Here is a 16,682-nt window from a genome sequence, read left to right on the forward strand (position 1 = left end):
GAGGGCCTCGGGCAACTGTCCCGGGGCCCTCGTCCTTTTGGATGAACTTTGTCCACAGGGTGTGACTGAACTCATATTCCAGGCGGTAACCCAAACAGCCGATCCCGTAGTCTCTATAACCATGCGCGCGAGGGAGAAGGGCGACCGGGGAGTCGCCCAATCTGTGGTTCTGTTCCTTGGGGTGAGCGTGTTGTCGGGGGCCTTGGCCGCCGGTCTCGCCATCCCGTTCGCCGGCCTCGCCGGCTTCACCACCCAGAAAACCTCGGACACGTTGCAGGACCTGCCACAGCAGTTCGACGAGGTGCCGCTGAAGCAGAAGAGCCAGATCTTCGCGGCCGACGGCACGCTGATCGCGACGCTGGCCGAGCAGAACCGGGTGCCGGTGAAGCTCGCCCAGGTCGCACCGATCATGCAGAAGGCGATCGTCGCGATCGAGGACGACCGGTTCTACGAGCACGGCGCGCTGGACATGAAGGGCACGCTCCGCGCGCTGCTGCAGAACCAGTCCGCCGGTTCGGTGCAGCAGGGTGGTTCGAGCATCACCCAGCAGTACGTCAAGATCAGCCTGGTCGAGAAGGCGAAGACGCCCGAGGAGGTCGCGGCCGCGACCGCCGACTCCTACCAACGCAAGGTCGCCGAGCTGCGGTACGCGATCGCGGTCGAGAAGCAGTACTCGAAGAACGAGATCCTCGAGAAGTACCTCAATCTCGCGAACTTCGGCGACGGCGCCTGGGGCATCCAGGCCGCCGCGCAGCACTACTTCTCGGTGAACGCGAACCAGCTGACGCTCCCGCAGGCCGCGATGCTGGCCGGCCTCGTGAAGAACCCGACCGGCTACGACCCGACCAACAACGCCAAGCGCGCCAAGGACCGCCGCGACGTGGTGATCCGGCGAATGCTCGAGCTGAAGGTCATCTCGGTCGCCCAGGCCAACTCGGCCCTGAAGACCCCGGTCATCGACCCGGCCAAGGTCCGCCCGAACAAACTCGGCTGTGGCAACGGCCCGTACCCCTTCTACTGCGAGTACGTCGTCTCCGAACTGGAGAACAACCCAGCCTTCGGCAAAACCAAAACCGACCGAGCCAACTACCTGAAGACCGCGGGCCTGAAGATCACCACCTCGCTGGACCCGAAGATCCAGGCAGACGCGCAGCGCTCGATCGACACGCACTCCAAGCCGACCGACGACGCGATCGCTGCGATCACCATGGTGGAGCCGGGCACCGGCCTGGTGAAGGCGATGGCACAGAGTCGTAAGTACGGCAACAAACGGGGCCAGACGGCGTACAACTTCAACGCCCCGAAGACCTACCCGGGCGGGTACGGCGGGTTCCAGAACGGTTCGACGATGAAGGCCTTCACCATCGCCGCCGCGATCCAGAAGGGCATCCCGCTCACCTACAAGATCAACTCGCCCAGCCCGCTGAACATGGGCGGTATGAAGTACAGCACCTGCGACGGCACCCGGGAGATTCCCAAGGGATACGCGCCGCAGAACTCGACGACGAACGTCGCGGACCCGAACATGATCCAGGCGGCACAGAAGTCGACGAACACCTACTTCCTGCAGCTCTCGCTGCGGACCGGCCTCTGCCCGATCGCCAAGATCGCGGCCTCACTGGGCATGTACGACGCGCAGAGCCTCGGCGCGCTCGACCAGGTCGCGTCGATGACGCTGGGCGTCGGCTACATCACCCCGCTGCAGCTGTCCGGCGCGTACGCCGCGTTCGCCGCTCGTGGCATGTACTGCGCACCGTGGGTCGTCACCTCGGTCAAGGACTCGGCCGGCAAGCCGGTCAACACTCCCGGCGCGAACTGCAAGCAGGCGCTGGCCCCAGAGGTAGCTGACGGCGTCAACGCGGTCCTGCACCAGGTGATGGAGCCCAACGGCACCGGCGGCAAGCTGAAGTTCGGTCCCAGCGACCTGGCCGGCAAGACCGGAACCATCCAGAAGGCGAAGGCCGTCTGGTACGCCGGGTACTCGTCGAAGCTCGCCGCCGCCGCCACGGTGGCCGACGCGTCGCTGCCGTACGACCCGCTGCGGGGCCAGACCCTGAACGGCAAGAACATCGACGACCCGACAGGTTCGGGCACCGCCGGGCCGATCTGGGAAGCCGCGATGAAGGCCGCGCTGCAGGGGTACCCGACCACGCACTTCGTCGCGCCGTCGAGCAAGATCCAGCGCGGCGACGTGAAGAGCTTGCCGTTCGTGAACGGCATGAACCCCACCGACGCCGCGAACAAGCTGCGCCAGGCAGGCTTCGAGGTCGCGACCGCCTCCGGCACCGTCAACTCCGAGGAAACCGCGGGCACCGTCGCCTACACGGACCCGAGGCAACGCGACGGCGCCCCCGAAGGCTCGGTCGTCACGATGTACATCTCCAACGGCAGCCAGAAGAACCAGCCGAAGCCCCCGACCCAAACCACCAAACCCCCGGGCAAACCAACAACCACCATCAACCCGAACTGCCCCCCGTGGAACCCGAAGTACCCCAACTGCGGCGGCCGCGGCCACGGCGGCTAAACGACGGCTAATTGAAAGGGCCTCGTCCACAACGGACGAGGCCCTTTCACATCAGACGCTCAAAGAACAACCGCTTCAGGTAACAGGCGGGGGGGCAAGAGCGCCCGCCAGATCCCCACGTCACCGTTTGTCAGGCGCCGAGTTGGCGCTTTACCTCGGCGGAGACGACCCCGCCGTCTGCTTTGCCTTTGACTTTGGGTTGGAGGGCTCCCATGACCTTGCCGATGCCGCGGGGGCCGAGTTCGGCGGCGCCGGTGGCGGCGATGGTTTCGGTGACCAGGGCCTTGATCTCGTCCTCGGTCAGTTGCTCGGGGAGGTACTCGGCGAGGATGTCCGCCTCGGCCTGCTCCTTGTCCGCGAGCTCGGCGCGGCCGGCGTCGCGGTAGGCAACGACCGACTCGCGGCGCTTCTTCGCCTCGGAGCTGAGCACGTCGACGATCTCGGAGTCGCTGAGCTCCCGCGCCTCCTTGCCGGACACCTCCGCCTTGGTGATCGCGGTCAGCGCCATCCGCAGGGTCGACTTGCGGATCTCGTCGCGCGCCTTCAGTGCGGCGGTCATGTCGTCGTGCAGGCGCTGCTTCATTCCGGAGTTGGACATAGCAGAGATTGTGGCAGGCTGGAGAAATGAGTTTGCGCGGCATCGCCTCCACCACCCTCAAGACCACGGCTGTGGTCGGCGCTGTGGGCGCCGCCTGTGTCGCGTACGCGGCCGGGATCGAGGTGCGCTGGTTCACCCTGCGCAGAGTGACGGTGCCGGTGCTGCCGGAGGGTTCCGCGCCGCTGAAGGTGCTGCACCTGTCCGACCTGCACCTGATGCCCACCCAGGAGCGGAAGATCCGCTGGGTGAACGACCTGGCCGCGCTCGAGCCGGACCTGATCGTCAACACCGGCGACAACATCTCCAGCGCGCAGTCGGTCCGCCCACTGCTCCGCGCGTACGGCGATCTGCTGGATCTGCCCGGCGTGTTCGTGTTCGGCTCCAACGACTACTGGAAGCCGCACTTCAAGAACCCGGGCAAGTACCTGCTGCCCGCCCACAAGCAGCGGCACAAGCCGCACGGCCCCGACCTGCCGTACGAGGAGATGCGCCGCGCCTTCACCGGCGCCGGCTGGACCGACCTGAACAACGCCAAGGCCACGCTCAAGGTCAGCGGCCTGCGCCTGGACTTCGCCGGCACCGACGACCCACACATCAAGCGCGACCGGTACGCCGAGGTCGCCGGCGACATCGACCCGACGGCCGACCTGTCGATCGGGGTCACGCACGCGCCGTACCAGCGGGTGCTGAACGGGTTCGTCGGCGACGGGTATCCGCTGGTCCTCGCCGGGCACACGCACGGTGGTCAGCTCGCGGTCCCGCTGTACGGCGCCCTGGTGACCAACTGCGACCTCGACACGTCCCGCGTGAAGGGGCTCTCCACCTGGGGTTACGAGGGCCGTCAGGCCGCGCTGCACGTCTCGGCAGGCCTCGGTACGTCGCCGTACGCACCGGTCCGATTCGCCTGCCGGCCGGAGGCGACACTGCTCACTCTCGTCCCGCGAATTAACCCGATTTCGTCCGGACGCTGAGCCCATGTAAGCTACTCGCGAATTCGGGCTGTGGCGCAGCTTGGTAGCGCGCTTCGTTCGGGACGAAGAGGTCGCAGGTTCAAATCCTGTCAGCCCGACCAACAGTCAGGGCCAGTCACATCGTGACTGGCCCTGACTGCGTTAGAGGCTCCGTCGTGGTGAGAAGCTCCGTCGTGGAGGTGCTGGGGTGTGAGCGGTTCCGACCACTACGAGGTGCTGAACGTCGAACGCACCGCGACGACCGCCGAGATCAAGAGCGCGTATCGCAAGCTGGTCCGCCAGGTGCACCCGGACCAGGGCGGGAGCGCGGCGCTGTTCCGCGTCGTGCAGGAGGCTTGGACCACGCTCGGCGACGACCACCGGCGCGCGGCGTACGACCGCGAGCTCGCCGGGAAGAGCGGCGCCGCCTCCGAACCACCGCCGTACGAACCGCCGCGCTACGAGCCACCGCGGCACGACCCGCCGTCATACGAGCCGCCGCGCGCTGAGCCTCAGGAAGACACAACCGCGCCCGAGGTGCCGTTCGAGCCGGTGGGTCTGCTTAGTGCGGTACCGCGTTTCGGACGCTGGCGCGTGGTTGCGATCGTCCTGCTGCTCGCCTGGCTGATCGTCGTGACCGGCCCGCTGGTGATCGCGGCCGTAACAAGCCCGGAGTACCTCCTCTACACCCTCCCACTGCTCTGTCTGGGTGTGGCAGGCCTGCCACGCCAGTGGCGCTTCCGGATCCCCTTCGGCCGCCTCATGAACAGGTTCGGCATCCTCGTCGCGGTCGCATTCCTCGCGACGCTCGTGATCGCCTACTCGCACCTGGACACCACCACGCGGGTCTTGCTCTTCGCCCTGCTCGGTGGCTTCCTGCTGGTCCGCCTGGTCGGCTGGCGCCGGTCGATCGCGCTCGACCTCGACCGGGCGGTCGACAAGTACGCCGCCTACGAGGCCAACATCTGGGGCCGACCGGGCGAGCCGCTGGTCGACGACGGGTACTCGACCCCGCTGCCGCCGTCCGAGGTCCTCCGCACGCGACGGACGGCACTCCTGCTCGAACGCGTGCTGACGGTGCCGTCCGCGAAGCTGATCCACGCGCCCCGGATCGGCGGCCTGACCGTCGACCACCTGCTGCTGGCGGGGTCCAGGGTCGCCGTCGTGGCGTCGGTCGTCGGACCGCCAGGCGCGTACTCAGTCGACGCCTACGGTTCGGTTCTCCGCAACGGTCAGCCGTTCGGCGGCGCGCCCGCCTTGACCGACGGGATGAGCGCGTGGGAACGGTTTCTGAAAGGCACCCAGGTCCGCGGCTTCCTCGTCGTACTACCGGTGTCCGACGGCCAGTCGGGCATCACCACGGTCTCGGCGCCCGATGCAGCCGTCGCCTGCCTGTCGCCGCAGGCCGCGGTGGCCGAGATCACCGCCTGGCTGCAGCCGGAAGGCAACATCGTCGACCGCCGCCTCCTGTACGGCGTCCTCTACGACGCACCCCTCGCTCAGGGCTGAACCTAAGCTGGACCGCATGCAGCGGATGGATCTGGGCGAGGTCGAGTACGAGGTCGCCGCGAAGGAGATGCGCGGCTGGGTCGAGGAGCGGATCGAGGGTACGGCGGAGGATCGACTCTTTCTGCTCAGTCATCCACCGGTGATCACCTACGGACCGCGGACCTCGCCGGAGGATCTGCCGGCCGGCACTCCCGCGGTCGCGGTGGATCGTGGCGGCTTCGCGACGTACCACGGGCCGGGGCAGCTGGTCGGTTACCTGGTCGTCGACCTGCACCAGCGCGGACCGGTCGACATCGTGCGCTGGGTGGAGAACGGCCTGATCGATGCGCTCGGCACGCTCGGGTTCCCGCTGGTACGACGGGACACGCCGAAGGGCGCGAGCAGCCTGGTCGGGGTCTGGACCGAGGACGGGCGGAAGCTGTGCTCGATCGGGATGCGGATCCGGCGCGGCGTGACCAGCCACGGGTTCTCGGTGAACGTCGACCCGGACATGACCGTTTTCCACACCTTCACCAGTTGCGGGCTGCACGACGTGACGATGGTCTCGCTGGCCGAGCTGGCCGCCGAGCAGGGGCGGGCCACGCCCACCGACACCGACGTACGCGACGCCGTCGCGCGCAGCCTGGGAGCCCGATAGCCTGCCGCAATGAGCCAGGAGGACGACGACGAGCAGATGCCTGCGGATCTGGAAGCCGTTCTGGAGGCCGCCGAGGAGGCGGAGGAGGAAGCAGGCCGGCACCGGTACGACGGTCCGCCGTTGCCGCCGGCGCTGATCCTGGTCGTCGTCGGTCTGCTCTGCGGGTTCGCGACCATCGCGCTGGTGTGGCTGAGTGAGCGCAGCTGCGAGCGGTTCCGGGACACCACGAACTGCGGCGCCCTCGGGCTCCCGCTGCTGGTGGTCATCGTGGTCGTGACGATGGTGCTCGGCGGGCTCGCGCTCGGCCGGCTGGCGATGCCGCACCCGCGGCTGATCCCGTTCCTCGGCGTCGCCTTCATGGTGGCGCTGGTGATCGCGTTCCTGACCGGCCACCTGGACTCGCCCTGGATCCTCGCCGTCGTCCCGGCGCTGACCGCCATCACCTTCCTGCTCGCCAATCTCGTCGCCCGACTGCTGGAGCGTGCCGATGCCTGACCTGCCCGTCTACGAGTGCCCGCGGACCGCCACCGCGCCGAGTCTCGACGGCACCCTGACCGACCCCGCCTGGGAGGTCGCGCCCTGGACGACCGGCTTCGTCCCGATCGCCGCCGGCCCGGCGCCACGGTTCCGGACCCGGGCGAAGCTGATGTACGACGACGAGTACCTGTACGTCGGCGGTCAGCTCGAGGAGCCGCACGTCTGGTCGACGATGACCGAGCACAACAGCAAGCTCTTCCACGAGAACAACTTCGAGCTGTTCCTGGACCCGGACGGCGACGGGCTGAACTACTACGAGTTCGAGATCAACCCGCTCGGCACGATCTGGGAGCTGACGCTGCCGAAGCCGTACGTCGACGGCGGCGTCCCGATCGACCCGACGAACCTGCCCGGGCTGCGGACCGCGATCCACGTCGACGGCACGGTCAACGACCCGTCCGACACCGACACCGGGTGGTCGGTCGAACTCGCCGTACCGTGGGCCGATCTGGCGGCGTACAACCAGGGGCGCGCCACGCCGCCGAACGCGGGTGACGAGTGGCGGATGAACCTGATGCGGTGCGAGTGGCCGCACGAGGTGGTGGACGGCGCGTACGTGAAGGGTGAGCAGATCGAGTTCTGGGTCTGGTCGCCGCAGGGTGTCGAGGACATGCACCTGCCGGCCCACTGGGGCGTACTACGGTTCTGACGGCGAGTGACCCCTGTGACCTGGCGTTAACACGGCCGCGAGACAATAAGGCACGTGAACTTGGGGGGCTCCGGCGATCCACACGGTCTGGAGGCGGACCAGGTCGTCAGCGCGATCGAACGCGCGTGTGAGAGCGACCTGCGGACCGCCCTCCGGCTCGTTGCGCGGTACTCCGCGTACTGGTGGTCCCGCGGGCTCCAGGACGAGGCCGCGGCGGCGGCCGAGCGGGTGTTGAGCATGCTCGGTCGCACCGTCCCGGTCGGGCTCGACGAGGAGTACCTGCTCGCCGTGATCGACGGTGCCGCGTCAGCCGAGCAGGAGCAGATCGAGCTGGCCCAGCAGATCGTGCTGACCACGACCGGCCCGTTCCGGTACTCCGTGACGGTGCTGCTGTGGTCGTTCGTGTTCGGCCCGTTCGAGTCGGCCGAGGTGGTCGAGGACGTCCTGGAGCGGAATGAGAGCGGTGACGCCTGGACCCGCGCCGCCGTCGAGCTGATCCGCGGGTACCCGGGCCTGACGAACGCCGCCCCCGCTGACACGGTGCAGGCGCTGCGGACGGCGCTGGGCCGGTTCCGGATGCTCGAGGACCGGTGGGGCATGTTCCTCGCGCTGAGCGCGCTCCGGCACGTCGTCGACGAACCGCTGGACATCACCACGGAGGCGCTGCGGCTCGCGGAGCACCTGTGCCTCGTGGAGGAGACCGCACTCCTGCTGTGCGAGCGGGCCGAGTTCTACCGGCGCGCGGGCAAGCTGGAGGACGCCCAGGCGGACTACGCCCAGGCGCTGTCCATCGGCGAGCATGCCGAGCTGCTGGAGACCGTCGCCGCGGCTCGAATCGGTCTCGCACGGACCGCTCGGCACTCGGGCAACCTCCCGGCGGCCCGGTCGCACCTGTCGGTCGTGCTCACGATGAACGGGCTCGAGGACGCACACTTCGAGGCTCATCACGAGCTTGCGGCGCTGAACGCCTCCGAAGCCTCCGCCTGAGTCAGTGGGACGCGGGCACACCCCAGGGTGTGGCCGGGGGATATCCCCCGGCGAACTGTGGGGTCAGCCACATCGCGGCGGGCTGTGCGGCTGGTTAGAGTCGGGAACAACCAGGCCGGAGCCAGCACAGAACCTGCAACGGAGCAGCTGATGGACAAGACGTACGGGTCGCCGCAGGAAGCGGTGGCGGACATCGGGGACGGCGCCAGTCTCGCCGTCGGCGGCTTCGGGTTGTGCGGCAACCCGATGCAGCTGATCAGCGCGCTGCACGACAAGGGGGTCAGCGGGCTCAGCGTCGTGTCGAACAACTGCGGCGTCGACGACTGGGGCCTCGGCATCCTGCTCGCCGACAAGCGGATCGCCAAGATGACCTCGTCGTACGTCGGGGAGAACAAGGAGTTCGCCCGGCAGTTCCTCTCCGGCGAGCTCGAGGTCGAGCTGACCCCACAGGGCACGCTGGCCGAGAAGCTCCGGGCCGGCGGCTGCGGGATTGCCGCGTTCTACACGCTGGCCGGGGTCGGCACCCAGGTCGCGGACGGCGGGCTGCCGCAGAAGTACCACGAGGACGGCTCGGTCGCGAAGGCCTCGGAGCCCAAGGAAACCCGGGAGATCAACGGCACGACGTACGTGCTGGAGGACTCGATCACCACCGACTTCGGGCTGGTGCACGCGCTCAAGGGCGACACCCACGGGAACCTGGTCTTCGACCGCAGCGCGCGGAACTTCAACCCGCTGGCCGCGATGGCCGGCCGGGTGACGATCGCCTCGGTGGAGGAGCTGGTCCAGCCTGGTGAGCTGGACCCGGACGAGATCCACCTGCCGGGCGTCTACGTCCAGCGTGTCGTTGCTGTTGGCAAGGACATCGAGAAGCGGATCGAGAAGCGCACCGTTCAGCCCCGGAAGGACGCCTGAGATGCCGTTGACGCGTGAGCAGATGGCGGCCCGGGCCGCGGCGGAGCTCGAGGACGGGCAGTACGTGAACCTCGGGATCGGCCTGCCGACCCTGGTGCCGAACTACATCCCGGACGGCGTCACGGTCGTCCTGCAGTCCGAGAACGGCATCCTCGGCGTCGGGCCGTACCCGGTCGAAGGCGCCGAGGACCCGGACCTGATCAACGCCGGCAAGGAGACCGTCACGACGTTGCCGGGCGCCTCGTTCTTCGACTCGGCGCTGTCCTTCGGGATGATCCGCGGCGGCGCGATCGACGCGGCGATCCTGGGCGCCATGCAGGTCTCGGCCAAGGGCGACCTGTCGAACTGGATGATCCCCGGCAAGATGGTCAAGGGGATGGGCGGCGCGATGGACCTGGTGCACGGCGCGAAGAAGGTGATCGTGCTGATGGAGCACGTCGCCAAGGACGGCTCGCACAAGATCCTCGAGGAGTGCGACCTGCCCTACACCGGCCGCGGCGTGGTGAACCGGATCATCACCGACCTCGCCGTCCTGGACGTCACCGACGACGGGCTGCGCCTGGTCGAGCTCGCCGAGGGCGTCACCTTCGACGAGCTCCAGGAGAAGACCGGGGCCCCGATCAAGCAGTAATCACCCGTCGTCCGGGTCGTACGTCATCAGTTCTGGGGACGTGCCGGACCATGCTCTGCGGCGACGCTCGAACTCCCATCGAGTTCGAGGAGGCCGCACAGCATGGCGGACTACATCGGCTACGCACTGCGCATCGCACCGGCGGCCGGCAACTGCTCGCCGCCGGTGCTCACCGACGGGCCGTACGCGGAGAGCATGGAGTACGTCCTGAGCTGCTCAGGGAACGAACACCGTCTCCGGCAGGGCGTGCCGCCAGAGGGCCGGGCGCGGGCGCTGCAGGAGATGCTGGTCGAAGAACGCCGGGATGTACGTACCCATCGCGCGCAGCACCCGGCCCGCGTCCGCCGTACCGATGGTGTTCGCGATCAGCTCCGGCGGGACGGTGAAGAACCGCTGGAACCACGGGATCAGGGCTTGGTAGTCGACGAAGCTGTAGTGCCGGCCGTTCGGCAGGTTGAGGTCGCGTTTCCAGCCTGACGAGTGCTCCCAGAACAGGTCCCAGGACGGTTCGACGTGATGATTGTGCGGACCCGGGCCGGTGGTACCGGAGCCCATCAGCAGGAACGGGCGGTCAGTCCCCCGGGCGACAGTCGGTGCGTCCGCCGGGTCGTCGTACCCATAGCCGAGCTCGGCGTCGATGTCGATCGCGGCGCGGACCCGCGGATCGGCGACCAGCAGGTCGATCGAGGTCAGACCGCCGGCCGAGTGACCGTACGAGCCGATCCGGTCGAGGTCGAGCAGCTTGCCGAGGCCGGCCGGCAGGCGGCGCTGCTCAGCATCCGGGTTCTCGCCGCGCGCCAGCACCGCGAGGCTGTCCAGGACGAAGCGCAGATCGGCGTACCGCGTGTTGCGGGCGAGGAGCGCGTACGGCGCCGGTGGCAGCGTCTGTACCTCGAGCCGACCCCCGGGAAACTCGACACCGGCGACCTCGTACGTGTGGTCGACCGTGACGACGACGTACCCGCGACTGGCGAGCTCCGAGACGGTGATCGAGGCCAGCCCCCGCGGTACGCCGAAACCCGGCGAGAAGAGCACCACCGGACGGCGGCCTGGGAGGACCGGCGCGAGCAGGCCGGCGTGGCTCTTGGCGCCCGCCCAGTCGATGGTCCCCAGCGGCTGCTCGAGCGCGACAGCGGCCCCCTCGCCGTACACCTGGGCGGTCAGCGGCTGCAGGTACGGCGCGGGCTCGGTGGGCCGGCTCGCCGGGTACCAGATGCTGATCATCAACTCCCGCGCACGACCGGGCACGTACGGGTCGTCACGGCCGTGGTCGACGAGATGCAGCTCGGTCGTGCCGATCGGCAACGGACCGGTCGGCCGGGGAATGCGAATCGGAATCTGCGTACTCCGTGTAGTCGCCCAAGCGGTTTGCGTGAAAGGCGCGAGCAGCGTCGCGCCTGCGGAGGCGATCAGAAGGCGTCGGGTGAGCATGGGTCGACTGTGCCCGGTTACTAACAGTGCGTTCAGCTTCCGAAAGACACCTGTGTTCCCTGGCGAAAGTCGGGTATGACGGGACCCGTGGAGTTGGATGTGCTGGTGATCGGTGGAGTGGGGATCGACACGATCGTGCGGGTGCCGAGCCTGCCGTTGGCGGATGTCGATACGGTCCCGGTCGAACCGATCGAGACGTACTTGGCGCACACCGGGCACGGTGTCGCGCTGGGTTGCCACCTGCTCGGGCTGAACGCCGGGCTGGTGGACGTGATCGGTCGCGACCCCGAGGGGATCCGGATTCAGCGGGAGTACCAGGAGTTGGGGATCCCGCTGCGGGTGGTGCTGCACCCGAGCGGGACCAGACGCTCGGTGAACCTGGTGAGTCCCGACGGGCGACGGCTGTCGATGTACGACGGGCGGCACCCGGCCGGTCTGCGCGTCGACCCGGGCCTGTGGCGGCCCGCGCTGCGGCGCGCCCAGCACGTGCACGTCTCGATCATGGACTTCGCCCGCGACGCACTCGGCGACGCGATCGCCGCGGACCGCTCGATCTCCACCGACCTGCACGACTGGGACGGGAAGAACGACCACCACAAGGACTTCGCGACCGCGTCGGACATCGTCTTCGTGTCGACCAGCGCGCTGCCGCCCGATGCGGTCGACTGGATCCTCGCCAACGGCCGGGCCGAGGCCGTGGTCGCGATGGCCGGCGCCGACGGCAGCTACCTGCATGTCCGCGGCCAGGACGTCCGGCACTTCCCGGCGATCGACTTCCCGGACCGCCCGGTCGTCGACACCAACGGCGCCGGTGACGCGTACGTCGCCGCGTTCCTGGCCCGCTACCTCGATGGCGCCCCGTGGCAGGACTCGGCCCTGGCCGGCACCGTCGCCGCGTCCTGGGCGTGCGGCTCCCCCGGTACCCACACGAACCTGATCACGGCCGAGGAACTCGCTGTTCGAAGTAGAAAGCTCGGATGAAGCAGTCCCGCGGCTGACCGACGGCGAACAGCACGCAGTCGACGACCGAGTCCGCGGTCAGCTCGGCGCCCGTTTCCCGCGGGCCGTCCTGGACGAAATCGGGCGGGAACAGCGAGATCACCCGGATCCCCTCCGGGCGCAGGCGCTCGGACAGAATCTCGGCGTACCCGGCCTGCGCGTGTTTGGCGGCGTAGAACGCCCCGTGTGCCTCTGAGCGGTGCTGGCCGACCTCACCGGCCGCCGAGATCAGGTTGACGATGTCCGCGCGCTCGGACGCCCTGAGCAGCGGCAGGAGCCGCTCGGTGAGCAGCACGGTCCCGGTCGCGGCGCCGGCGATCGCATCCGTGATGTCGGCAGCCCTCGGCGAGTCACCCAGGTACTGCGCCCCGCTGTTCACCAGAACGTCGAGACGCTCGACCGGCAACCGCTCGATCGACGCCGGGTCGGCCAGGTCGAGTACGGCGGCAGTCGCGCGGCGACCCGCGGCTCGGATCAGTTCGACGGTTTCCTCGGCGGCGGACCGCTGGCGCGCGGTCGCGAGCACGTGGGCACCGCGTGAGGCGAACGCGAGGGCGAGGCGGCGGCCGGTGTCACGGCCGGCGCCGGTGACGAGGACGTTCCGTCCAGCGAAGGTCATGGGCGACAGGCAAGCACCTCAAGTCGCCTGGAGGTCAAGCGCGGGCCATCGGTGGGTGCAGGGTGGTGGCGGTGCCGCGGTGGAAGAGCTGGGCGGGACGGCCGCCGTCGCGAGTGGTCGTCGTACCGACCGGGGCGACGAAGTCCGGGGTCTTGGTGACCTTGCGATGGAAGTTCCGCGGGTCGAGCGGCGTACCCCAGACCGCTTCATAGACGCCGCGGAGCTCGGAGATCGTGAACTCCGGCGGGCAGAACGCGGTCGCGAGCGGTGAGTACTCGAGCTTCGAGCGAGCCCGCTCGACGCCGTCGGACAGGATCCGATGATGGTCGAACGCCAGCCGGACCGAGTCCCGCAGTACCTCGGCGGCGTCGACCCAGCTCGCGGACGCGGCATCGGAGCCTGCGACCGGCGCGGGCAGGTCCGGGACCAGGGCGAGGTACGCCACGCTGACCACCCGGCCGCGCGGGTCGCGATCGGGAGCGCCGTACGTCGCGACCTGTTCGAGGTGCAGGCGGTCGGACGACAGGCCCGTCTCCTCGGCCAGCTCGCGCCGCGCGGTGGTCTCCAGATCCTCGCCGCCGCGCACGAACCCACCTGGCAGCGCCCAGCGGCCCTCGTACGGCGGGATGCCGCGGCGGATCAGCAGCACCTGGAGGCGACCGTCGCGGACGGTCAGGATGACCAGGTCGGTGGCCAGGCCGAGCGGCTCGAAGTCCATGCCACCACTCTAATCGTCACCTTGACGAGAAGTCATCCCGGGTCTTATCGTCATAGTGACGACAAGGAGATCGAAGAGATGGCAGACATCAGCCGGTTCCCCTTCATCAGCCACCTGCGGGCCAACCCGACCACCCACGTGCTGCACCTGCGCAACGGCCGGGTCGCGCACGACGGCGCCGGCCAGGCGTTCTGGTTCCGGGCCCTGAACTCGTCGCTGAGCGAGATCCCGATCGACGACCGCGAGCAGCCGCTGCTGTTCCACGGCCGGACGCAGGACTTCCAGGACGTGGCGGTCCAGGCGACCGTGACGTACCGCGTGACCGATCCCGCGCTGGCCGCCAGCCGGCTGGACTTCGGGATCGACCCGAACACCGGGCTGTGGCGGTCGACTCCACTGGAGCAACTCGGCGGGCTGCTGACCGAGCTGGCCCAGCAGACCGCGCTGGACCTGCTCGCCCGGATGACGCTCACCGAAGCGCTGTCCGAGGGCATGCCCGCGCTCCGCCAGGCGGTCGGCACCGGACTGCGGGAGGATCAGCGGCTGACCGGGCTCGGGATCGGCGTCGAGGACGTCCGGGTGGTCGCAGTACGGGCCGAGCGAGACGTCGAGAAGGCGCTGCAGACGCCGACGCGGGAGATGGTGCAGCAGGCGGCCGACAAGGCGACGTACGAGCGGCGGGCGCTGGCGGTCGAGCGGGAGCGGTCGATTGCGGAGAACGAGCTGCAGAACCAGATCGAGCTCGCGCGCCGCGAGGAGCAGCTGGTGAACCAGCGCGGTCAGAACGAGCGGATGCGGGCGACCGAGGCTGCTGCCGCGGGTCAGATCGAGACGCAAGCCGCCGCTGGACGGCAGCGCGCACTGGCCGAGGCGGAGGCGGACTCGAAGCGGGTGATCGGCGCGGCGGAGGCTGCGGCCGAGCACGCGCTGCTGGACGCGTACGCCGAGCTGGACCAGTCGACGATCCTCGCGCTAGCGATCAAGCAGGGCGCGCTGCCGGAGATCGGCACACTGAACGTGACGCCCGACCTGCTCACCCCACTGCTGGCCAAGCTCACCTCCGGGACCCCGTCGTGAGCCTCCCGCCGCGGGCGGTGATCGTGCACCGGGCGACCGAGCTGACCGAGCTCGTCGCCCGGCACGGGACCCGGCAGCAGGCCGGCTTCTTCCTCGCCGGGCGGGGCCGCGACCTGGCCGAGCTCGACGCGCGGCACCAGGCCCAGCAGGACGCGCTCGCCACGGTCTCCGCCGCGATCCCGCTGGACTGGCGGCGTACGGTTGCTGAGCGCAACGATCTCGACCGGTTCGGGTTCGGCCCGGAGGACGTGGTGATCGCGGTCGGCCAGGACGGGCTGGTCGCGAACGTCGCGAAGTACCTCGACGGACAGCCGGTGATCGGGATCAATCCCGAGCCGTCGCGCAATCCCGGCGTACTGGTGCCGCACGAACCGTCCGCGATCGCCGGCCTGTTGGCCACGCGGGACGTCGCCGAGCGCACGATGGTTGCCGCGAGCACCGATGACGGTCAGCAGCTGATCGCGCTGAACGAGGTGTACGTCGGTCACCACAGCCACCAGTCCGCGCGCTACCGGCTGAGCTCCCCCGACGGACTGCCCGAGCGGCAGTCGTCGTCCGGGATCCTGGTCGGCACCGGCACCGGATCGACCGGCTGGTGTCGCTCCGCCTGGCAGGAACGGCGGAGTCAGCTCGCCCTGCCCGGACCGACCGATCCGGTGTTGTGCTGGTTCGTCCGCGAGGCGTGGCCGTCACCGGCGACCGGGACCGACAACACCGAAGGGCTGCTCAAGGCGCCGGATTCACTGACGATCACCGCCGAGTCCGACCTGGTGGTCTTCGGCGACGGGATGGAGTCCGACACCCTGAGCATCGGCTGGGGTCAGCGGGTCGAGATCGGCGTCGCCGCGGTGACGTTGCGCTTGGTGGTCTGAATCGTCGCGTGCCAGGCGGAGTACAGCCGCCGGGCCGAGCCTCCGATCGGGCCGACCGCGTCGAACACCGCGCCGCGGCTGGCCGGCTTCGCCTTCTCGATCGCGGCGACGGCCTGCTCCGGGGTGTCGATCGTCGAGGAGCAGACACTGAGGATGTAGTCCGGCACCTGCAGCTTCGGGTCCACGCACCCGACCAGCGGTACGCCGACCGCCGCGACGATCGGGAACACCGTGCCCGGGATTCCGATCGCACACTCGACCGTCGCCGACTCCGGCACCGAACCGAGCGCGCTGATCTCGTACCGGTCCCACAACGTGCGGTCCTCCCGCGGGTGCAGACCGACCACGATGTGCTTGCCCGCCGCCTCCAGCTTCGCTGCCGCGTCGAGCAGCAGTTGCGTACCCGGCGCCGCGTTCCCGGTCTGGTCCGGGTGCGTCACGCTGGTCAGCACGAGCACCCGATCCTTCTGCGGCGCGTACTTCGGCAGGTTGTCTGTCTGCGCCGAACCCACCATCCGCACGTGCCGCTTCCACCCGAGGTACGTCGCGAACACGTCGGACTCGGCCGGCGACGCGGCCGTGACGAGCTCCAACCGCGACCGGAACTCCTTGGCCCGTGGTGCCTCCACCGGCTTCAGGTAGGCCAACGAGCTCGCCGCCATCGGCAACCGCTTCAGCGCTGCCGCCACATCGGCCGGCCACGCCTCGGCACCGTTCACCACCAGCAGATCGGCCCGCGGCACGTCGTTCAACGTCGCGACCGGCACCGGGTCGCCGGGCTTGATCTGCGTCAGGTCCGGAACGACCTGCACCAGCTCCCACCCGCGCCGCTGCGCCTCAGCCAGCAACGGCTGCGCGTGGTACGTCCCCCACGGCTCGTTGGTTGCCAACAGCACCCGAGTCCGCCGCGGCCGCGCCGCCACGGACAATCCCGGCGTCGCGGCGAGCCCGATCCCCAGAGCCCCGGCCTTCAACAGCGTACGTCGCGTCGTGATCATGCCCGCGAGACTACGAAGCCTTCGTGAACAAACG

Annotated in this window: 17 protein-coding genes and 1 tRNA gene; 13 read left to right on the forward strand and 5 right to left on the reverse strand. The window is 69.2% G+C overall.

The features are described from left to right. Positions 1 to 163: 163 nt before the first annotated feature. Complete coding sequence (locus AC0662_RS19890) at positions 164 to 2,524, forward strand: penicillin-binding protein (RefSeq protein ID WP_478302295.1); 2,361 nt, start codon at positions 164 to 166, stop codon at positions 2,522 to 2,524. A 130-nt stretch (positions 2,525 to 2,654) separates the two neighbouring features. Here the strand turns inward: AC0662_RS19890 and AC0662_RS19895 are convergent, their stop codons facing one another. Next, positions 2,655 to 3,122 carry a GatB/YqeY domain-containing protein gene (locus AC0662_RS19895; RefSeq protein WP_452204063.1) on the reverse strand — a complete coding sequence of 156 codons (468 nt, stop codon included), beginning with the start codon at positions 3,120 to 3,122 and terminating at the stop codon, positions 2,655 to 2,657. 32 nt (positions 3,123 to 3,154) lie between these two features. Between AC0662_RS19895 and AC0662_RS19900 the strand changes: the two genes are divergently transcribed. The 9 genes from AC0662_RS19900 to AC0662_RS19940 all read left to right on the forward strand — a co-directional run bounded on the left by AC0662_RS19900 (position 3,155) and on the right by AC0662_RS19940 (position 9,934). Next, complete coding sequence (locus tag AC0662_RS19900) at positions 3,155 to 4,093, forward strand: metallophosphoesterase (protein ID WP_478303420.1); 939 nt, start codon at positions 3,155 to 3,157, stop codon at positions 4,091 to 4,093. Positions 4,094 to 4,117: 24 nt separating this feature from the next. Further along, positions 4,118 to 4,194: transfer RNA gene (locus tag AC0662_RS19905), tRNA-Pro, on the forward strand. An 88-nt stretch (positions 4,195 to 4,282) separates the two neighbouring features. After that, entirely contained in the window at positions 4,283 to 5,581 is a 1,299-nt protein-coding gene (locus AC0662_RS19910) for a J domain-containing protein (RefSeq protein WP_478302297.1), read from the forward strand. 16 nt (positions 5,582 to 5,597) lie between these two features. Next, positions 5,598 to 6,218 carry a lipoyl(octanoyl) transferase LipB gene (gene lipB / locus AC0662_RS19915; RefSeq protein WP_452204061.1) on the forward strand — a complete coding sequence of 207 codons (621 nt, stop codon included), beginning with the start codon at positions 5,598 to 5,600 and terminating at the stop codon, positions 6,216 to 6,218. A gap of 9 nt (positions 6,219 to 6,227) precedes the next feature. Further along, positions 6,228 to 6,713 (forward strand): hypothetical protein, encoded by a 486-nt coding sequence (locus AC0662_RS19920; protein WP_478302300.1) that lies wholly within the window; start codon positions 6,228 to 6,230, stop codon positions 6,711 to 6,713. Next, positions 6,706 to 7,404 carry a carbohydrate-binding family 9-like protein gene (locus tag AC0662_RS19925; RefSeq protein ID WP_478302302.1) on the forward strand — a complete coding sequence of 233 codons (699 nt, stop codon included), beginning with the start codon at positions 6,706 to 6,708 and terminating at the stop codon, positions 7,402 to 7,404. The genes AC0662_RS19920 and AC0662_RS19925 overlap by 8 nt, the downstream gene beginning before the upstream one ends. A gap of 54 nt (positions 7,405 to 7,458) precedes the next feature. Then, positions 7,459 to 8,391, forward strand: coding sequence for a tetratricopeptide repeat protein (locus tag AC0662_RS19930; protein WP_452204058.1), 933 nt, complete (start codon positions 7,459 to 7,461; stop codon positions 8,389 to 8,391). Positions 8,392 to 8,541: 150 nt separating this feature from the next. Continuing rightward, entirely contained in the window at positions 8,542 to 9,303 is a 762-nt protein-coding gene (locus AC0662_RS19935; protein WP_478302304.1) for a CoA transferase subunit A, read from the forward strand. Between the two features lies 1 nt (position 9,304). After that, the gene (locus tag AC0662_RS19940; protein ID WP_452204056.1) at positions 9,305 to 9,934 is read left to right on the forward strand and encodes a CoA transferase subunit B; all 630 of its coding nucleotides are present in this window, start codon (positions 9,305 to 9,307) and stop codon (positions 9,932 to 9,934) included. Between the two features lie 216 nt (positions 9,935 to 10,150). On the opposite strand, the gene AC0662_RS19945 is transcribed toward AC0662_RS19940, so the two are convergent. Next, positions 10,151 to 11,365 carry an alpha/beta hydrolase family protein gene (locus AC0662_RS19945; RefSeq protein ID WP_478302307.1) on the reverse strand — a complete coding sequence of 405 codons (1,215 nt, stop codon included), beginning with the start codon at positions 11,363 to 11,365 and terminating at the stop codon, positions 10,151 to 10,153. 75 nt (positions 11,366 to 11,440) lie between these two features. On the opposite strand from AC0662_RS19945, the gene AC0662_RS19950 reads away from it, so the two are divergent. Then, on the forward strand, positions 11,441 to 12,346 hold the full coding sequence (locus tag AC0662_RS19950; RefSeq protein ID WP_478302309.1) for a carbohydrate kinase family protein: 906 nt from the start codon (positions 11,441 to 11,443) through the stop codon (positions 12,344 to 12,346). On the opposite strand, the gene AC0662_RS19955 is transcribed toward AC0662_RS19950, so the two are convergent. Together AC0662_RS19955 and AC0662_RS19960 are read right to left on the reverse strand one after the other, a co-directional pair. Continuing rightward, positions 12,303 to 12,983 carry an SDR family NAD(P)-dependent oxidoreductase gene (locus AC0662_RS19955; protein ID WP_478302311.1) on the reverse strand — a complete coding sequence of 227 codons (681 nt, stop codon included), beginning with the start codon at positions 12,981 to 12,983 and terminating at the stop codon, positions 12,303 to 12,305. The two genes, AC0662_RS19950 and AC0662_RS19955, sit on opposite strands and share 44 nt — an antisense overlap. Before the next feature lie 34 nt (positions 12,984 to 13,017). Further along, entirely contained in the window at positions 13,018 to 13,701 is a 684-nt protein-coding gene (locus tag AC0662_RS19960; protein WP_478302313.1) for an NUDIX hydrolase, read from the reverse strand. A gap of 78 nt (positions 13,702 to 13,779) precedes the next feature. Between AC0662_RS19960 and AC0662_RS19965 the strand changes: the two genes are divergently transcribed. Next, positions 13,780 to 14,778 (forward strand): SPFH domain-containing protein, encoded by a 999-nt coding sequence (locus AC0662_RS19965; RefSeq protein ID WP_478302315.1) that lies wholly within the window; start codon positions 13,780 to 13,782, stop codon positions 14,776 to 14,778. After that, complete coding sequence (locus AC0662_RS19970) at positions 14,775 to 15,650, forward strand: hypothetical protein (protein ID WP_452204050.1); 876 nt, start codon at positions 14,775 to 14,777, stop codon at positions 15,648 to 15,650. The genes AC0662_RS19965 and AC0662_RS19970 overlap by 4 nt, the downstream gene beginning before the upstream one ends. Here the strand turns inward: AC0662_RS19970 and AC0662_RS19975 are convergent. Beyond that, positions 15,599 to 16,648, reverse strand: coding sequence for a hypothetical protein (locus AC0662_RS19975; protein ID WP_452204049.1), 1,050 nt, complete (start codon positions 16,646 to 16,648; stop codon positions 15,599 to 15,601). The two genes, AC0662_RS19970 and AC0662_RS19975, sit on opposite strands and share 52 nt — an antisense overlap. Positions 16,649 to 16,682 lie beyond the last annotated feature (34 nt).

Source organism: Kribbella sp. NPDC043289 (genome assembly GCF_056436705.1).

Excerpts from the sequence above, each read along its gene's own strand:
- AC0662_RS19945 (WP_478302307.1), bottom strand. The coding sequence starts at position 11,365 with ATGCTCACCCGACGCCTTCTGATCGCCTCCGCAGGCGCGACGCTGCTC.
- AC0662_RS19935 (WP_478302304.1), top strand. The coding sequence starts at position 8,542 with ATGGACAAGACGTACGGGTCGCCGCAGGAAGCGGTGGCGGACATCGGG.
- AC0662_RS19955 (WP_478302311.1), bottom strand. The coding sequence starts at position 12,983 with ATGACCTTCGCTGGACGGAACGTCCTCGTCACCGGCGCCGGCCGTGAC.
- AC0662_RS19925 (WP_478302302.1), top strand. The coding sequence starts at position 6,706 with ATGCCTGACCTGCCCGTCTACGAGTGCCCGCGGACCGCCACCGCGCCG.
- AC0662_RS19975 (WP_452204049.1), bottom strand. The coding sequence starts at position 16,648 with ATGATCACGACGCGACGTACGCTGTTGAAGGCCGGGGCTCTGGGGATC.
- lipB (WP_452204061.1), top strand. The coding sequence starts at position 5,598 with ATGCAGCGGATGGATCTGGGCGAGGTCGAGTACGAGGTCGCCGCGAAG.
- AC0662_RS19920 (WP_478302300.1), top strand. The coding sequence starts at position 6,228 with ATGAGCCAGGAGGACGACGACGAGCAGATGCCTGCGGATCTGGAAGCC.
- AC0662_RS19940 (WP_452204056.1), top strand. The coding sequence starts at position 9,305 with ATGCCGTTGACGCGTGAGCAGATGGCGGCCCGGGCCGCGGCGGAGCTC.
- AC0662_RS19895 (WP_452204063.1), bottom strand. The coding sequence starts at position 3,122 with ATGTCCAACTCCGGAATGAAGCAGCGCCTGCACGACGACATGACCGCC.
- AC0662_RS19950 (WP_478302309.1), top strand. The coding sequence starts at position 11,441 with ATGACGGGACCCGTGGAGTTGGATGTGCTGGTGATCGGTGGAGTGGGG.
- AC0662_RS19960 (WP_478302313.1), bottom strand. The coding sequence starts at position 13,701 with ATGGACTTCGAGCCGCTCGGCCTGGCCACCGACCTGGTCATCCTGACC.
- AC0662_RS19965 (WP_478302315.1), top strand. The coding sequence starts at position 13,780 with ATGGCAGACATCAGCCGGTTCCCCTTCATCAGCCACCTGCGGGCCAAC.